This is a genomic window from Micrococcus flavus (assembly GCF_014204815.1).
Taxonomy (GTDB): Bacteria; Actinomycetota; Actinomycetes; order Actinomycetales; family Micrococcaceae; genus Micrococcus; species Micrococcus flavus.
Genome location: NZ_JACHMC010000001.1, coordinates 424,109 through 439,044 on the forward strand (window position 1 = coordinate 424,109; position 14,936 = coordinate 439,044).

A 14,936-nucleotide genomic window follows, 5' to 3' on the forward strand; every position below is an offset into this window, starting at 1 on the left:
GGGGCGGACGGCCTCGTCGTCTGTCCGGCGGGCGAGGGGCGCCGCCGTCGGGCGGGGGAGCGCGCCTAGGATGGCGGCATGCTCCCCGCGCCTCCCGCCTCCGACGCCCGCGTCCAGCTCCTGGTCAAGCCCGGATGCCACCTCTGCGCGGACGCCGAGTCCGCCGTCGAGGGGGTGTGCGCCCCGCGGGGGCAGGCGTGGGAGAGGGTCGACGGCGCCGCGCACCCGGATCTGCTGGAGGCCTACGCGGAGGAGGTGCCGGTGCTGTTCGTGGACGGGGTCCAGCGCGACTTCTGGCGCGTGGACCCCGCCCGGCTGGCGCGCCTGCTCGACGCGCCGCGGCCCTGAGGCCGGCCCGCGAGGCCGGCGGTCGCGCCCGTCAGCGGCGGGCGGCGCGCTCCCAGGCCTTGAGCCGCAGGTACTCGGTGGCGTCCTTGCGGTAGGCCATCCCGACGCCGACCGCGCCGAGGGCCACCCACAGCAGCTCGAGCGGGTTGAACGACCCGAGGACGAGGTTGACGGCCAGCATCAGCACGGAGAGCACCGCGAGCACGGTGCCGACCGTGCGGGCCGCGCGCGAGCCACCGCGGATCTTGAGGGCGATCCAGAGGTAGACGAGGAAGGCCAGCACGCCCAGGGCGATGGTCACCCCCGTCATCACCGGCAGGAGGGTGGGGACGAGCTCCCGGTACTGCTGGATCTGGGCGTCGGTCAGGCCCACGTCCCGATAGGACTGCTCCATCGCCTGGGTGAGCGCCTGGCGGCCGGGCTCGGTGAGCAGGGACAGCCCGGCCAGCAGCGTGGTGAGCAGGAACAGGGAACCGGCCGAGAGGATGAGCCAGAAGGCGGCCGTGATGGAGCCCGGGCGGCGCGGCGTCGCGGGCGCCGGGTGCCCGGACCACTGCGGGAGGGCCTCCTGACCCGGCTGCTGCCCGGGCACCCCGGTCCACTGCGGGGCCTGGGCGCCGGGCGCGCCGGCGTCGACCGGGGGACGGCCGTAGGGGCTCTGGGCGTCCGCGTCCGGCCAGCGGGGCGCGGACCCGGCGTGCGGGTCGGCGCCGTAGGGGCTGCGGTCGCGGGGGTCGTGCTGGGGCGTGCCGGACATGGTCCTCCTCGGTCGGTGCTCTGGCGCCCACGGTACCGGGCGGGGCGGTCTGGAAGACTGGGCCCATGCAGACCCTCGCCACGGTGCACCTCGTCCGTCACGGAGAAGTCCACAACCCGGAGCGCGTGCTCTACGGCCGCCTGGACGGCTTCGGCCTGTCCGAGCTGGGCCGGCGCATGGCCGTGGACGTGGCCGCGTGGTTCGCGCGCCGGGCGGACGAGCAGGGCCGTCGGCCGGAGATCGTGGCCGCCTCCCCGCTGCTGCGCGCCCAGCAGACCGCCGCCCCGATCGCCGAGGCCCTGGACCGGCCGCTGCGCACCGAGGCGGACGTGATCGAGGCGGAGAACGCCTTCGAGGGGATGTCCGACGTCGCCGCCACGCTCAAGCGCTCCCCGCGGCTGTGGCCGCTGCTGCGCAACCCCCTGACCCCCTCGTGGGGCGAGCCCTACCGGCAGCAGGCCGCCCGCATGCTCGCGACCGCGGACCGGGTCAAGGACGAGGCGCTCGAGGCCGGCGGGCCCGGTGCGGAGGCCGTCCTGGTGTCCCACCAGCTGCCCATCTGGGTCACCCGCCTGGCCGTGGAGGGGCGTCCGCTGGCCCACGACCCGCGCTCGCGGGAGTGCTCGCTGACCTCCGTGACCTCGTTGGTCTACGAGGAGGGCCGGGCCCTGCCGCGCGTCGAGTACCACGAGCCCAACCGCGCGCTGCTCAAGGACGCCTCCTCCCTGCCCGGGGCCTGAGCGTCCGCCCCTCCGACGGGGGAGGGGCCTCCGGTGCCGAGGGGGAGTCTCCGGCGGCACCCAGGGTTCCATCAGGCGGAGTCCCGCCGCGTAGACTCGCGAAGACCCCGTCCACCCTGCTCACCCCGCCGTCCCCGTCCCCGGAGCGCCCGCGTCATGTCCCTTCCGTCCCGTCCCTCCCGCCGCGTCGTCCTCACCGGACTGTCCGCGGCCTCCCTGGCCCCCCTGCTGGCCGCCTGCTCGGGCGGCGACGACTCCCTCGCGCGCCAGGCCGGCAACGCCGGCGGGAAGAACTACATCGCCGGGGACGGCTCCGTGGCGGAGTTCGCCCCGGCCGAGCGCGGCACGCCGGTGGGGTTCACCGCGGAGCTGTTCGACGGCACCCCCGTCAGCGGCGCGGACCTGCGCGGCGAGCCCGCCCTGTTGAACTTCTGGTACGCCGCGTGCGCCCCGTGCCGCGTGGAGGCCCCCCACCTGGTGTCGCTGCACGAGCGGTTCGCCCCGCAGGGCGTGCGCTTCCTGGGTGTGAACGTCCGGGACACCGCCACCACGGCCCAGGCGTTCGAGCGCACCTTCGACATCCCGTACCCCTCGGTGGAGGACGCCTCGGGGGACGTCCTGCTGGCCATGACCGACCACGTCCCCCCGCAGGCGGTGCCCTCGACCCTCGTGCTCGACCGGCAGGGCCGGGTGGCCGCCCGCGTCCTCGGCGCCGTCCAGGAGGGCACCCTCGCCGCCCTGCTGGACACCGTGGTCGCGGAGTCCTGAGGCCCGCCCGGATGCAGGACAACCCCTTCGCGGAGATCGCGCTCGACGGCTCGCTGCTGGCCGCCGCGCCCCTCGCCCTGCTCGCCGGCCTGATCTCCTTCCTCTCCCCGTGCGTGCTGCCGCTCGTGCCCGGCTATCTGGGCTACGTGTCCGGCCTCGGCGGCGCCGCCCTCGACACGCCGCGGCGCGGCCGCGTGGTCCTCGGCGCCGTCCTGTTCGTGCTCGGGTTCACCGCGGTGTTCATGGTGATGAACATCCTCTTCGCCGAGCTCGCGTTCCGGATCCTGCGGGATCTGTCCTGGGTGACCCGGCTGCTCGGCGTCCTCGTGATCGTCATGGGCGTGGTGTTCATGGGCGGGCTGCGCGGGCTGCAGACCGAGCGCAAGCTGCACGTGCGGCCCGCCGCCGGCCTGGCCGGGGCGCCCCTGCTCGGGATGACGTTCGGCCTCGGCTGGGCCCCGTGCATCGGTCCCACGCTCGCGGCCGTGTTCGCCCTGTCCTACACGCAGGACTCCTCCGCCGTGGCCCGCGCCGCCCTGCTGGCCGGGCTGTACTGCCTGGGCCTGGGGCTGCCGTTCGTGCTCATCTCCTTCGGGATCGAGCGCGGCATGCGCGTCCTCGGGTTCTTCAGGCGGCACCGCCGCGCCGTCATGGTGGGCGGTGGTGCGGTCCTGATCCTGCTCGGCCTGGCCATGGTCACCGGCCTGTGGACCGAGTGGATGGTCCGCCTGCAGTCCTGGTTCCAGAACGAATGGGTGATGCCCCTGTGAGCACGAAGCCCGCCCCCACCGGCTCCACCCGCGCCCGCGCGCGCGACGACGTCGCCCTGCCCGCGCTCGGCGCGCGCGGCATGCTGCGCTGGGCCTGGACGCAGCTGACCAGCATGCGCACCGCGCTGCTGCTCCTGCTGCTGCTGGCCGTGGCCGCCGTGCCCGGCTCGCTCGTGCCCCAGCGCCGCGCCGGCCCCGAGGCCGTGGACCGGTGGATCGAGGACAACCCCGTCTGGGGTCCGGTCCTGGACAGGGCCCAGTTCTTCGACGTCTACTCGTCCGCCTGGTTCTCGGCCATCTACCTGCTGCTGTTCATCTCGCTCGTGGGCTGCGTGCTCCCGCGCGCCGTGAAGCACGCCCGCGCCCTGCGGCAGCCCCCGGCACGGACCCCGCGGAACCTGGGTCGCCTGCCGGAGTCCGGCGTCGTCGTCCTGGAGGACGGCGGACCCGCGCCCGAGGAGGCCGTCCGTCAGGCCCAGGGGTGGCTGAGGAAGAAGCGCTACCGCGTCCAGTTCCGCCCCGAGGAGGGCGGCGCCTCCGTCGGGGCCGAGCGCGGCTACCTGCGGGAGATCGGGAACATCCTGTTCCACCTCTCCCTGATCGGGGTGCTGGTGTTCATGGCCTACGGCTCCATGACCAAGTACACGGGACAGAAGATCATCGTGGAGGGGGAGGGCTTCGCCAACAACCTCGTCTCCTACGACTCCTTCACCCCCGGCATGTACTTCGACGCCGAGGACCTGCAGCCGTTCTCCCTGACCCTGGAGTCCTTCGAGGCCGAGTTCGAGCGTCAGTCCCTCACCCACTACGGCCAGCCCCTGGACTACACGGCCGTCATGCAGGTCCGCGCGGGCGCCGGGGCCGAGCCCGAGGAGCGCATCCTCAAGGTGAACCACCCGATCGAGGTGGACGGCGCCAAGGTGTACCTCGTGGGCAACGGCTACGCGCCCGTGGTCACCGTCCGGGACGGTGACGGCGAGGTGGCCTTCCAGGGGCCCGTGGTCACGCGCGTCACCGACCAGAACTTCAACTCCCTGGCCGTCCTCAAGGTGCCCGACGCGCGGCCGGACCAGCTCGGCTTCGTCGGTCAGTTCATGCCCGCGGCGGACGACCCCACCGGCTCCGGCGTCGAGATCTCCGTGGACCCCGAGCTGCTGAACCCCGCGCTGATCCTGAACTCCTACCACGGCGACCTCGGCCTGGATGCGGGCGTGCCCCAGAACGTGTACGTCCTGGACACGTCCACGCTCACCGAGCTGAACAGCCGCACGAACGCCAACGGCGGCATCCGGCTGGGCCTGGGGGAGACGTACGAGCTCCCCGAGGGCAAGGGCTCCATCAGCTTCGACGGCGTGCGCCGCTACGTCGGCCTGGACATCCACCACGACCCGGGGAAGTGGGGCGTCGGGTTCTTCGCCCTCACCGCCCTGGCCGGGCTCGCGATCAGCCTGTTCACCCGCCGCCGCCGCGTGTGGGTGCGCGGGCGGACCGATCCGGACGGCCGCACCCGGGTGGAGTACGCACTCCTGGCCCGCGGTGAGGAGTTCGGCCTGCGCGAGGAGCACGTGGCCCTGCGCGAGACCATGGAGAAGATGTGGCCGGTGGCCGCCGCCCAGGCGGACACTGGTGAGACGACCCCCGCGACCCCCCGATCTGGAGACTGACAGTGTTCAACCCCATGGCTCCTGTGAACGAGCAGCTCGCGTACTACAGCGACCTGTTCATGCTGATCGCCGCCCTCGTGTACGCGGTCTCGTTCATCCTGTTCGCGATCGACATGGCCACGTCCTCGGCCACCATCCGCCGCCTCGAGGACGAGCTGGCCCGGGAGGGCCACGCCGAGGCCGCCGTCCACGCCCCGGCGCGGGAGCGGGAGCTCGCCGCGGTGGGCGCAGGGGGCGCGACCGCCGTCGGCGTGTCCGGGACCGGCACGCCCGTCCGCGGCGCCGCGGGATCCGCGGGCGCGTCCGTCGGCACCGTGGACCTCGTGGACGAGGACATGGACTACACCGGCAACGGGCGTCGGCCTGTCGCCAACGTGGCCGTGGCCGTGCTGACCCTGGGCTGGGCCCTGCACGCGTTCGCCGTCGTCGCCCGCGGCCTGGCCGCGCACCGGGTGCCGTGGGGCAACCTCTACGAGTTCATGACCACCGGGGCCGTGCTGATCACGACCGTCTACCTGGCGTTCCTGATCCGCAAGGATCTGCGCTTCGTCGGCACGTTCGTCACCGGCCTCGTGGTGGCCATGATGTGCGCGGCCACCATGGGCTTCCCGACGCCGGTGGGCCACCTGCAGCCGCCGCTGCAGTCTCCGTGGCTCGTGATCCACGTGTCGATCGCCGTGCTCGCCACCGCGCTGTTCACCCTCACCGCCGCGATGTCCGCCCTGCAGCTGCTGCAGGACCGCGCCGAGCTGAAGGCCGCCGCGGGGGAGCGGACGTGGTCCTTCCTGCGTCTCGTCCCCTCGGCCCGTGCCCTGGAGAACTGGTCCTACCGCATCAACGCGGTGGCCTTCGTGATGTGGACGTTCACGGTGATCGCGGGCGCCATCTGGGCCGAGGCCGCGTGGGGCCGGTACTGGAACTGGGACACCAAGGAGGTCTGGTCCTTCGTGATCTGGGTGGTCTACGCGGCGTACCTGCACGCCCGCGCCACCCGCGGCTGGACCGGCCGCCGCGCCGCGTGGCTGAGCATCGTGGGCTTCCTGTGCATCGTGTTCAACTACACGATCGTCAACACGTACTTCCCCGGCCTGCACTCCTACGCCGGCCTGCCGAGCTGACCCGCCGGGCCTGAGCCCGCACGAGGGCCCCGCCGGAGTGTCTCCGGCGGGGCCCTCCTACGTCCCCCTGGCAGGTCAGGTCAGCGGTCGGTGCCGTCCCCGCCGTCCTCGGGCTCGGGCTCCTCGCCCCGCTCACGACGACGGCGCAGCTCCTCCTCGCGCGCCCGCAGCTCGCGCTCGCGCGCCTCGAGCTCCTTCTCCCGCTCGGCCTGCCGCCGCTGGACGCGCAGGGACCGGAGAAACTCCTCGTCGTCGTCGGGGGAGGAGGGGCGCGCCGGGGCGGGCCCTCCGGCGGCGCGGGGGGCGCGCCGCCTGCCGAGGATCAGCCACAGCAGCGGGCCGACCAACGGGAGCAGGAGCACTGTGAGGACCCACGCCCACTTGGGCATCGAGCGCATCTGGTGCGCCGGGGTGAGCAGCGCCTCGAAGAGCGCGTAGAGCGTGAGGCCGACGAGCACGATCGCCGCCGGGATGATGAACCGACCCATCACCCCAGTCTAGGAGGGACGCGGGCCGGGCACGGGCGCCGGCGGGAGGGACCCGAGCCCGCTCCTAGACTGGGTCCATGCGCCTCTTCCTCTACGGCCTGGTCCGCGTGGTCCTGTTCCTCGTGTTCTGGGCGGCCGTCTACTACCTCACGAACCTCGGGATGATCGTGGCCCTTGTGGTGGCCACGATCCTCACCTTCGCGGTGTCCTACCTGTTCCTCACGCGGCTGCGCCTGGGCGCCTCGCAGGACCTGCAGGACGCGTGGGAGGGCCGTCAGGGCCGCCGGGGCCGCACCGAGGTGGCGGACGCCGACGCCGAGGACGCCTACACGGACGGACGCTTCGGGCGCTGAGCCCGCCGGGTGTCAGAGGACGACGCCCAGGGCGAACGTCACCGCGTAGACCACGCCCACGATCCCGGTGGCCTTGAGCACCGGGATGAGCTGCGCCCGCTCGGTCGCACGCAGCACGGTGCGGCAGGCCGGCACGGCCACGACGCCCGCCAGCAGCACGAGCCACAGCCACGGGTGCGCGCCGGTGAACAGCAGGGGGAGGACCACGGCGACGGCGAGCATCGCCACGAAGGACGCCCGCGCCGGGCCGTCCCCGATCCGGGCGGCGAGGGTCATCTTGCCCACCTGGCGGTCGGTGGGGATGTCCCGGATGTTGTTGGCCATCAGCAGCGCCGTGGAGATGAGCCCGCAGCTCACCGCCCCGGCCCACGCGAGGGCATCGACCGTCCCGGCCTGCGTGTACGTGGTGCCGAGTACCGCCACGAGCCCGAAGAACACGAACACGAACACCTCGCCCAGGCCCAGGTAGCCGTAGGGCTTCGTCCCGCCCGTGTAGTACCAGGCCGCGAGGATCGCCGCGACGCCCACGAGCACCGCCCACCAGGCGCCGGAGAGCGCGATCAGCGCCAGCCCCGCGACGGCCGCCACCCCGAAGCACGCGAACGCGGCGTGCTTGACGGCCTTCGCCGGCACCAGCCGGGAGGCGGTGAGGCGGAAGGGGCCGACGCGGTCGTCGTCGGTGCCGCGGATGCCGTCCGAGTAGTCGTTGGCGTAGTTCACGCCCACCTGCAGCGCGAGGGACACCACGAGCGCCAGCAGCGCCCGCCCGAGGTGGAACCCGCCGAGCACGTGGGCGGCGGCGGAGCCGACCACCACGGGCGCGACCGCCATCGGCAGGGTGCGCGGGCGCGCGGCGGCGATCCACTGGGAGAGCGTGGCGGCCATGGGCGGGGGTTCCTCCTGGGGAGCGGGGTGGGCAGCGGCGTGCGGCGGGCCGGGTCGACGGCGGCGCGCGGCCGGGGCCCGACGTCGGCCGGTCCCGGGTCATCCTCCCACGCGGGCGGGGCGGCGCTCAGCCGGCGGTGAACCGGGCGGTCAGGGCCTGCCGGTCGGTCTTGCCGGTGGAGAGCAGGGGCAGGGCGTCGAGGACGAGCCACGTCTTGGGCACCGCGGCCGCACCCAGCGCCTCGCGCACGTGGGCGCGCAGGACAGCCTCGTCGGGGGCCGCGGCCGGGTGGGCGGGCACGACGGCGGCGCACAGCCGGGCGCCCCACTCGGGATCCGGCACGCCGGCCACGTGGGCCGCCGCGACGCCCGGGTGCGCCTCGAGCACCGCGGTCACCGCCGCCGCGGACACCTTCACCCCGCCCGTGATGACGACGTCGTCCAGGCGGCCGGTCACGGTCAGCCGCACGCCGTCGTCGGTGGGGGAGAGCACGCCCGTGTCCTCGGTCAGGAAGGCGCGGGCGCCGTCCGCGGCGGGGACGAAGTGCTCGGCGGTGCGGGCGGGGTCGTCGAGGTAGCCGGCCGCCACCATGGGCCCGGCCAGGCGCACGCGCGGCGGGGCGTCGGGGTCGTCCGGGGCCACCGCGACGGCGACGCCGGGCAGCGGCACGCCGTCGTAGACGCAGCCGCCGCACGTCTCGGCCATGCCGTAGGTGGCGGTGAGGCGCACCCCCGCCGCCTCGGCCGCGTCCCGCAGCGCGGGATCGAGCCGGGCGCCGCCCACGAGCACGCGGTCGAAGGAGCGCAGGGCCGCCCGCCCGGCCGGGTCGGCGTCGGCCGCGAGGAGGCGGGCGAGTTGGGTGGGGACGAGCGAGACGAGCCGGGGGCCGGCGTCGTCGGGCAGGGCGGCCGCCCCGGTGGCGAACGCCGCGGGCGTGAACGGGCCCGGCGGCAGGGCCACGGGTGCGGTCCCGGCCGCGATCGAGCGGGAGAGCACGGCGAGCCCGGCCACGTAGTGCACGCCGAGGGCCAGCAGCCACGCCCCCTCGCCCCCGAGCCGCCGGGCCGTGGCCGCGGCCGAGGCGCGCAGGGCCGTGCCGGTCAGGACGATCTGCTTCGGCGTGCCCGTGGACCCCGAGGTGCGCACCACGGCGACGGCGTCCGTGTCGCCGCAGCGGCGCGGGTCGCGGGCCTCGGGGCGCAGGGCCACGGTGCCGTCCGCCGTGAACTCGACGGGCGCGCCGCCGTCGAACGCCGTGGCGAGGGCGGAGCGGGCAGTGGCCAGGGCGTCGGGGGTCAGCGGCATGAGACCACGGTAATCGTGGGCGGGTACGCTCTAGGCTTCACGCATGACCGCCCCGGACACCGCCGCCACGCCCGCCGCCGAGATCGGCCCCGTCACGCTCACCGGCCGCCTCGTCCGGCTGGAGCCGCTGAGCCACGACCACCACGACGAGCTCGTCGAGGCGGTGCAGGACGGCCGGCAGTGGGAGCTCTGGTACACCGCCGTGCCCACCGCCGAGGGCATGGCCGCGGAGATCGACCGTCGCCTGGCCCTGCAGGAGGCCGGGTCCATGGTCCCCTTCGCCACCCGTCGGCTCTCCGACGGGCGGGTCATCGGCATGACGACGTTCATGAACATCGACCGTTCCGTGCCCCGCGTGGAGGTCGGCAGCACCTGGAACGCGGCCTCCGCCTCCGGCACGGGGACGAACGCCGATGCCAAGCTGCTCCTGCTCGGCCACGCCTTCGAGGTCTGGGGCGTCGCGGCCGTCGAGTTCCGCACGGACTGGATGAACATGCAGTCCCGCGCGGCGATCGAGCGGCTCGGTGCCAAGCGGGACGGGGTGCTGCGCCAGCAGGCACAGCGCAACGGCTATGTGCGGGACACAGTGGTCTACTCCGTCGTCGCCGCGGAGTGGCCCGCAGTGAGGAAGGGCCTCGAGTTCCGCGTGGGGCGCCGGGCTCAGAAGTAGTAGGGGAACGGCGTCCAGTCCGGGTCGCGCTTCTGCAGGAACGCGTCCCGGCCCTCCACGGCCTCGTCCGTCATGTAGGCCATGCGCGTGGCCTCGCCGGCGAAGACCTGCTGGCCGGCCATGCCGTCGTCGGGAAGGTTGAACGCGAACTTGAGCATGCGCAGGGCCTGCGGGGACTGACGGTTGATGTCCGCGGCGTACTCGAGGGCCACCTCCTCGAGGCGCTCGTGGTCCACGGCCTGGTTGACGGCCCCGAACTCCGCCATCTGCTCGGCCGAGTACTCGCGCGCCGTGAAGAAGATCTCGCGGGCGCGCTTCTGGCCCACCTGCCGGGCGAGCAGGGCCGAGCCGTAGCCGGCGTCGAAGGAGCCCACGGTGGCGTCCGTCTGCTTGAACCTCCCGTGCTCGCGGGAGGCGAGGGTGAGGTCCGCGACCACGTGGAGCGAGTGGCCGCCGCCGGCCGCCCATCCGTTCACGACGGCGATGATCGCCTTGGGGGAGGTGCGCATCAGGCGCTGGACCTCGAGGATGTGGAGGCGTCCGGCGCGGGCCGGGTCGATGGTCTCGGCCGTCTCCCCCTCGGCGTAGCGGTAGCCGTCGCGGCCGCGGATGCGCTGGTCCCCGCCGGAGCAGAACGCGTGGCCGCCGTCCTTGGGGGAGGGGCCGTTGCCGGTGAGCAGCACCGTGCCCACGTCCGGGGTCATGCGGGCGTGGTCGAGAGCGCGGTAGAGCTCGTCCACGGTGCCGGGGCGGAACGCGTTGCGGACCTCGGGGCGGTCGAAGGCGATGCGCACCGTGGGCAGGTCGCGCACCCAGCGGCCGTCGGCGTCGCGCTCCACCTGGCGGTGGTAGGTCAGGTCCTCGAAGTCGAAGCCCTCGACCACGCGCCAGCGCGTGGGGTCGAAGATGTCGGAGACCTGCTCGGGCAGGCGGTCGCGGTCGGGGCGGGCGGCGGTCGGCTCGGTCATGGGGCCGAGTCTAGTGAGGGCCGCGGACGGAGAGGGGGGGGTGGGGCTGTCACCACGCGATGCCCGCGCTCGGCGTCGGCGCAGAGGAGCAACGAACGGGCCGATTTGGCACGTGACTCGTCCACGTCCGTCCTACGGGGTGGTTAGCATGCATCAATGACCCAACCCAGCCGTACCACCGTGGCTTCCATCACCTTTGAGGGAGACCATCGGCTCACCGCCCTGCAGGCCCTCTCGGTCGACCGTCTCTTCGAACTCGATGAGCTGGAGGAGTATCTGATCGTCCTCAATGGCCGGGACAACAGCGACCTGCGGGTTACTCTCGCCGGGCTGCTCTACGGTGCTGTCAGTGCCGAGCTGTGGGATCGTATCCGGTTCCTGGTCCCGGCGGACGTCCCGCGCGGAGGCGATGGCCAGGGATGGCATGGACAGCAAGCACTCAAACTGGGCCTGGCCGATCTCGTCCGCACCGATACTTACCTTATGCTAGACGGCAAAAATCATTTCGTGCGTCCAGCCGGGGTAGCGGACTTCTACGAGACGGGACGCCCGAAGACCGTATGGTCTGACACCTCGCCGTACTGGGATAAGTATGTAAGGGCATCCCTAGATGCTTTCGACGTCCTCACGGACGAGAACGCGCGGCGGATGATGCCCACCACGACGCCATACCTCTTCATCAGCGAAGAAGTACGTCGCACTATTGACGGGCTTGAGTCGAAGTACGGAATACCCTTGAAGTCGGCCATGGGTAAGACGAAGTGGGGGACCGAGTTCTTCCTTTACTGGCCCTTCACAGATGAGCATGGGTAGGGGTCTTGCGCCACGGCCGGTGTCCGCCGGCGGCGAGCAGGGCGCGTAGGCGGTAGTTGTCGAAGTTCCGGAAGCCGCGGGCGACCCGGCGCATCGTCTCGATGACCCCGTTCACGGCCTCGGTGGGCCCGTTCGAGGCCCCGGCGGTGTCGAAGTAGGCCAGGATCGCGGCCTTCCACCGGCGTAAGGTCCGCCCGAGCCGGGCGATCTCCGGGATCGGGCAGGACGGGAAGGCGGCAAGGATCTCGGCGACCAGCCGGCGGCCGGTCTCGGGGCGGGCGTGGTAGACCGCGCGCAGCTTCTGGTAGCAATGCCAGGCAAGGGTGACCTCGTGGTGCGGGTCCCCGGCCTCGAGCTTGGTGTTGAGCCGGGTGATCTGTTTGGCGGTGAGGTGCTCGGCGCCGATCTGCAGGGTGCGGCGGATCCCGTAGAGCGGGTCCCCGGCCCGGCCCCGGTGGCCCAGAGTGTCCTGCTGCACCCGACGACGCACCTCGTCCACGACCTGCCCGCCGAGCTTGACCACATGGAAGGCGTCGAGAACGGTGATCGCCTCCGGGAGTTCGTCGCGGATGGCGTTGGCGTAACCGTGGAACGGATCCAGCGTCGCCGTGCGGATCCCGCTCGTGAACGCCGGCCCCTGCTCGGTGAGCCAGTCGCCGTAGGCCGCCCCCGTGCGCCCCTTGACCAGGTCCAGCAGTCGTGCCCGGGGCCGGCCGTCCTCGCCGCGGGAGTGGTCCACGATCCCGGTGACCAGCCCAGTGCCGGGTGGGCCCACGTGGCGCCAGACGTGCTCGTCCACGCCCAGGGCGTCCACCCCGGCCAGCCGATCCTCCGCGGCCAGCTGGGCCTCGATGACTGGAGTGATGGCGTCCCAGACGGTGTTCCAGGCGACCCCGAGCATCTCGGCCAGGGCGGAGACCGCGATGTCATGGCAGCGCAGCTGCGTCACCGCCCAAGCAATCGCGCGGGTGGTGAGCTTGGCCCGCGGCGCGGCCAGCTCGTGGACCTCACTGAACGTCACGACCTCGCAGGCGTCCTCCCGGCACCTGAAGATCCGCTTGCGCCACACCACCCGCACGGGCACCCCAGCGCAGGGCAGATCGTGGAGCACGACCTCCCGGCGGCCGTGGCCGGTGGCGAGCACCCCGCAGGACGGGCACCCCACCAGCGTCGGAGAAGTCTCCACCACCACGGTGAACGAGCGTGGTCCGCGTTCCACGGCCCTGACATGGACGTCGGGCAGGTCGAAGAGCGCGCACGCGGGCGCGCAGATAGCATGAGACACGTCGAGGCCTTCATGGATCGGGTTGCTTGGTCGCTACCCATCCTGGAGGCCTCGACCTCCACCCAGACCTCACAACACACCCCTCGAGACGCCCACGCGCACACCGCTACCCATGCTCATCTGTGAAGGGCCCCTTTACTACGCCCACCTGGTGGCCGAGGACAAGTTGGGTCTTTATGTCGATGCCCCCAGTCCGGTACGGACTCTCTTCACCTCGTGGCCTCAGGACCCCGCGGCGGTGCTGCGGATGATCGCAGAGGCGACGTCGGGGGAGGTTGTCATGTTCGGCCTGCACCGGAATCGCCTTTCCCAGCTGACTGAGGAGCAACGAAACGCAGTCACATCGATGTGGCACCAGGACCTGCTCAAGCCATGGGAACAGGGAGACTGGTTCATGGAGCAGTGAGCGCGGGTGCGCCCATAGCAGCAACGACGCTCACGCAGTGTGTCGGGTGCGCAGGCGTCGTCGTGATGATGCCCGATGCCGACTTGGCCCGGGATCATCCGGTCGGCTGGGTCACCTCTCAGCGGGAGGACGCCCAGCCCTCCGGCCCGGGCGAGCCAGCCTCGTATGCCTCGAGCGGGACTAGGCCGGCGTCCCACGCCCGCCGCACCGGCTCCACGATCCGCCAGCACTCCTCGGCCACGTCCCCGCGCACGGAGAGCAGCGGGTCGCCCAGGATGATCCCCCGCAGCACCTCTCCGTAGGCGTCGCGGGAGGCCGGCGGCAGGTCGGCGTCCAGCGCGGCCCGGTCGGCGTCGAACGGCTCCCCGGTGCCGTCCACGGACAGCTCGAGGGCCAGGCGGGCCGGATCCAGACCGACGCGCACGCGGTCCCGGCCCGCGGTGGCGTCCATGCCCTCCGGCACGAACCGCGGCGGGCGGAGCGTCAGCACGACCTCCCACCGGTGCTCGCCGAGGGCCTTCCCCGAGCGCAGCGTGAACGGCACCCCGGCCCACCGCTCGGTGTCCACCGCCAGCACGAGCTCCGCGAGCGTCTCGGTTCCGCGGTCCGGGTCCACGCCGTCCTCGTCCGCGTAGGAGGGCACCTGCCGCCCCCGCACGGCGCCGGCCGTGTACCGGGCGCGGCGCGTGTGGGCGGCGACGTCGTCCTCCCACACGTGGGTCGCGCGCAGGGCGGCGGCGACGGCGTCGTGCAGGTCCACGGAGCGGATCTCGGCGGGGGTCTCGAGCACGGTCATGGCGAGCACGGCCAGCAGGTGGGACTGGTGCATGTCCAGCATCGCCCCGGTGGCGTCGTAGAACCCGGCGCGGCCCTCCAGGGCGAGCGTCTCGTCCGCCCGGATCTCCACGGCCTCCACGTCCTCGGCGCTCCACACCCCGCCGATGGCCCGGTTGAGGGTGCGGATGCCCAGCAGGGCCGTCACCATGGCCAACCCCAGGAAGTGGTCCACGCGGAACACCCGCTCCTTGCCGGCCACCTCCGCCACGGCGGCGTTCAGGTCCCGGGCGCTCTCCAGCCCGGTCCCGAACGGCTTCTCCAGGGCGAGCCGCAGCCCGTCCGGCAGATCCGCCATGCTCCGCAGCGCGTCCACTGACCGCACGGTCACGGCCGGCGCGAGGGCGAAGTACAGCACCGACACCGCCCCCTCGCCCGCGCGCTCGCGGGCCACGTCGAACAGAGCACGGAGACCGTCGGCGTCGGTGGCGTCGGCCGTGCGCCAGACGGCCCGCCCCACGATCCCGGCCCGGATGTCGTCGGGCACGTCGGCGCCGTCGAGAGCCTCCGCCACGAGCTCCCGCCACCGCTCGTTGCCCATCTCCGTGATCGACGAGCCCACGAGCGTCAGCTCCGGCAGCTGTCCGGCCGCGAACGCGGTCGCCAGCCCGGGCAGGAGCAGGCGGGACGTGAGGTCGCCGCTCGCGCCGAGGATGATCAGCGCCACGGGTCGCCCGTCCGCGGGTTGGGCGCCGCGTGCCGCTCCGGAGGGACGGTCCTGGGGTCGGGTCGTCTGCTGGGTCATCGGGGAGGTCCCTTCGCG

Annotated in this window: 17 protein-coding genes; 10 read left to right on the top strand and 7 right to left on the bottom strand. The window is 73.1% G+C overall.

Going from position 1 to position 14,936, the window contains the following annotated elements:
* Window positions 1-78 precede the first annotated feature (78 nt).
* Window positions 79-348, top strand: a complete 270-nt coding sequence (locus BJ976_RS02045) for a glutaredoxin family protein (protein ID WP_135029737.1) — start codon at window positions 79-81, stop codon at window positions 346-348.
* Between the two features lie 31 nt (window positions 349-379).
* Here BJ976_RS02045 and BJ976_RS02050 read toward each other — a convergent pair whose 3' ends face one another.
* Window positions 380-1,105: a hypothetical protein gene (locus BJ976_RS02050; RefSeq protein WP_135029735.1), complete on the bottom strand. Its 726-nt coding sequence runs from the start codon at window positions 1,103-1,105 to the stop codon at window positions 380-382.
* A 65-nt stretch (window positions 1,106-1,170) separates the two neighbouring features.
* On the opposite strand from BJ976_RS02050, the gene BJ976_RS02055 reads away from it, so the two are divergent.
* The 5 genes from BJ976_RS02055 to ccsB all read left to right on the top strand — a co-directional run bounded on the left by BJ976_RS02055 (window position 1,171) and on the right by ccsB (window position 6,165).
* Window positions 1,171-1,845: a histidine phosphatase family protein gene (locus BJ976_RS02055; RefSeq protein WP_135029733.1), complete on the top strand. Its 675-nt coding sequence runs from the start codon at window positions 1,171-1,173 to the stop codon at window positions 1,843-1,845.
* Between the two features lie 156 nt (window positions 1,846-2,001).
* On the top strand, window positions 2,002-2,613 hold the full coding sequence (locus BJ976_RS02060; protein WP_135029731.1) for a TlpA family protein disulfide reductase: 612 nt from the start codon (window positions 2,002-2,004) through the stop codon (window positions 2,611-2,613).
* 11 nt (window positions 2,614-2,624) lie between these two features.
* Window positions 2,625-3,383, top strand: coding sequence for a cytochrome c biogenesis CcdA family protein (locus tag BJ976_RS02065; RefSeq protein WP_135029729.1), 759 nt, complete (start codon window positions 2,625-2,627; stop codon window positions 3,381-3,383).
* On the top strand, window positions 3,365-5,047 hold the full coding sequence (resB, locus tag BJ976_RS02070) for a cytochrome c biogenesis protein ResB (RefSeq protein WP_135029727.1): 1,683 nt from the start codon (window positions 3,365-3,367) through the stop codon (window positions 5,045-5,047). The genes BJ976_RS02065 and resB overlap by 19 nt, the downstream gene beginning before the upstream one ends.
* Window positions 5,048-5,061: 14 nt before the next feature.
* A complete protein-coding gene (gene ccsB / locus BJ976_RS02075; protein WP_184231808.1) occupies window positions 5,062-6,165 on the top strand; it encodes a c-type cytochrome biogenesis protein CcsB in 1,104 nt (367 codons plus the stop codon).
* Window positions 6,166-6,245: 80 nt separating this feature from the next.
* Here the strand turns inward: ccsB and BJ976_RS02080 are convergent, their stop codons facing one another.
* Window positions 6,246-6,653, bottom strand: coding sequence for a PLDc N-terminal domain-containing protein (locus BJ976_RS02080; RefSeq protein WP_135029723.1), 408 nt, complete (start codon window positions 6,651-6,653; stop codon window positions 6,246-6,248).
* 77 nt (window positions 6,654-6,730) lie between these two features.
* Here BJ976_RS02080 and BJ976_RS02085 point away from each other — a divergent pair, with 77 nt between their 5' ends.
* Window positions 6,731-7,006 carry a DUF4229 domain-containing protein gene (locus BJ976_RS02085; RefSeq protein WP_135029721.1) on the top strand — a complete coding sequence of 92 codons (276 nt, stop codon included), beginning with the start codon at window positions 6,731-6,733 and terminating at the stop codon, window positions 7,004-7,006.
* A 12-nt stretch (window positions 7,007-7,018) separates the two neighbouring features.
* Here BJ976_RS02085 and BJ976_RS02090 read toward each other — a convergent pair whose 3' ends face one another.
* Together BJ976_RS02090 and BJ976_RS02095 are read right to left on the bottom strand one after the other, a co-directional pair.
* Window positions 7,019-7,891: a 1,4-dihydroxy-2-naphthoate polyprenyltransferase gene (locus BJ976_RS02090; RefSeq protein WP_135029719.1), complete on the bottom strand. Its 873-nt coding sequence runs from the start codon at window positions 7,889-7,891 to the stop codon at window positions 7,019-7,021.
* 127 nt (window positions 7,892-8,018) lie between these two features.
* Window positions 8,019-9,197, bottom strand: a complete 1,179-nt coding sequence (locus tag BJ976_RS02095) for an AMP-binding protein (protein WP_135029717.1) — start codon at window positions 9,195-9,197, stop codon at window positions 8,019-8,021.
* A 43-nt stretch (window positions 9,198-9,240) separates the two neighbouring features.
* On the opposite strand from BJ976_RS02095, the gene BJ976_RS02100 reads away from it, so the two are divergent.
* Window positions 9,241-9,867 (top strand): GNAT family N-acetyltransferase, encoded by a 627-nt coding sequence (locus BJ976_RS02100; RefSeq protein ID WP_135029715.1) that lies wholly within the window; start codon window positions 9,241-9,243, stop codon window positions 9,865-9,867.
* Here the strand turns inward: BJ976_RS02100 and BJ976_RS02105 are convergent.
* Complete coding sequence (locus BJ976_RS02105) at window positions 9,858-10,835, bottom strand: 1,4-dihydroxy-2-naphthoyl-CoA synthase (protein ID WP_135029713.1); 978 nt, start codon at window positions 10,833-10,835, stop codon at window positions 9,858-9,860. The genes BJ976_RS02100 and BJ976_RS02105 overlap by 10 nt on opposite strands.
* 156 nt (window positions 10,836-10,991) lie before the next feature.
* Between BJ976_RS02105 and BJ976_RS02110 the strand changes: the two genes are divergently transcribed.
* Window positions 10,992-11,648 (top strand): DUF6492 family protein, encoded by a 657-nt coding sequence (locus BJ976_RS02110; RefSeq protein ID WP_135029711.1) that lies wholly within the window; start codon window positions 10,992-10,994, stop codon window positions 11,646-11,648.
* Here BJ976_RS02110 and BJ976_RS02115 read toward each other — a convergent pair.
* Complete coding sequence (locus BJ976_RS02115) at window positions 11,629-12,933, bottom strand: ISL3 family transposase (protein WP_311768983.1); 1,305 nt, start codon at window positions 12,931-12,933, stop codon at window positions 11,629-11,631. The genes BJ976_RS02110 and BJ976_RS02115 overlap by 20 nt on opposite strands.
* Before the next feature lie 151 nt (window positions 12,934-13,084).
* On the opposite strand from BJ976_RS02115, the gene BJ976_RS02120 reads away from it, so the two are divergent.
* A complete protein-coding gene (locus BJ976_RS02120; RefSeq protein WP_135028902.1) occupies window positions 13,085-13,339 on the top strand; it encodes a hypothetical protein in 255 nt (84 codons plus the stop codon).
* Window positions 13,340-13,457: 118 nt separating this feature from the next.
* On the opposite strand, the gene BJ976_RS02125 is transcribed toward BJ976_RS02120, so the two are convergent.
* Window positions 13,458-14,918 carry a glucose-6-phosphate dehydrogenase gene (locus BJ976_RS02125; protein WP_135028900.1) on the bottom strand — a complete coding sequence of 487 codons (1,461 nt, stop codon included), beginning with the start codon at window positions 14,916-14,918 and terminating at the stop codon, window positions 13,458-13,460.
* Between the last annotated feature and the right edge of the window lie 18 nt (window positions 14,919-14,936).

Excerpts from the sequence above, each read along its gene's own strand:
- BJ976_RS02045 (WP_135029737.1), top strand. The coding sequence starts at position 79 with ATGCTCCCCGCGCCTCCCGCCTCCGACGCCCGCGTCCAGCTCCTGGTC.
- BJ976_RS02050 (WP_135029735.1), bottom strand. The coding sequence starts at position 1,105 with ATGTCCGGCACGCCCCAGCACGACCCCCGCGACCGCAGCCCCTACGGC.
- BJ976_RS02055 (WP_135029733.1), top strand. The coding sequence starts at position 1,171 with ATGCAGACCCTCGCCACGGTGCACCTCGTCCGTCACGGAGAAGTCCAC.
- BJ976_RS02060 (WP_135029731.1), top strand. The coding sequence starts at position 2,002 with ATGTCCCTTCCGTCCCGTCCCTCCCGCCGCGTCGTCCTCACCGGACTG.
- BJ976_RS02065 (WP_135029729.1), top strand. The coding sequence starts at position 2,625 with ATGCAGGACAACCCCTTCGCGGAGATCGCGCTCGACGGCTCGCTGCTG.
- resB (WP_135029727.1), top strand. The coding sequence starts at position 3,365 with ATGGGTGATGCCCCTGTGAGCACGAAGCCCGCCCCCACCGGCTCCACC.
- ccsB (WP_184231808.1), top strand. The coding sequence starts at position 5,062 with ATGGCTCCTGTGAACGAGCAGCTCGCGTACTACAGCGACCTGTTCATG.
- BJ976_RS02080 (WP_135029723.1), bottom strand. The coding sequence starts at position 6,653 with ATGGGTCGGTTCATCATCCCGGCGGCGATCGTGCTCGTCGGCCTCACG.
- BJ976_RS02085 (WP_135029721.1), top strand. The coding sequence starts at position 6,731 with ATGCGCCTCTTCCTCTACGGCCTGGTCCGCGTGGTCCTGTTCCTCGTG.
- BJ976_RS02090 (WP_135029719.1), bottom strand. The coding sequence starts at position 7,891 with ATGGCCGCCACGCTCTCCCAGTGGATCGCCGCCGCGCGCCCGCGCACC.
- BJ976_RS02095 (WP_135029717.1), bottom strand. The coding sequence starts at position 9,197 with ATGCCGCTGACCCCCGACGCCCTGGCCACTGCCCGCTCCGCCCTCGCC.
- BJ976_RS02100 (WP_135029715.1), top strand. The coding sequence starts at position 9,241 with ATGACCGCCCCGGACACCGCCGCCACGCCCGCCGCCGAGATCGGCCCC.
- BJ976_RS02105 (WP_135029713.1), bottom strand. The coding sequence starts at position 10,835 with ATGACCGAGCCGACCGCCGCCCGCCCCGACCGCGACCGCCTGCCCGAG.
- BJ976_RS02110 (WP_135029711.1), top strand. The coding sequence starts at position 10,992 with ATGACCCAACCCAGCCGTACCACCGTGGCTTCCATCACCTTTGAGGGA.
- BJ976_RS02125 (WP_135028900.1), bottom strand. The coding sequence starts at position 14,918 with ATGACCCAGCAGACGACCCGACCCCAGGACCGTCCCTCCGGAGCGGCA.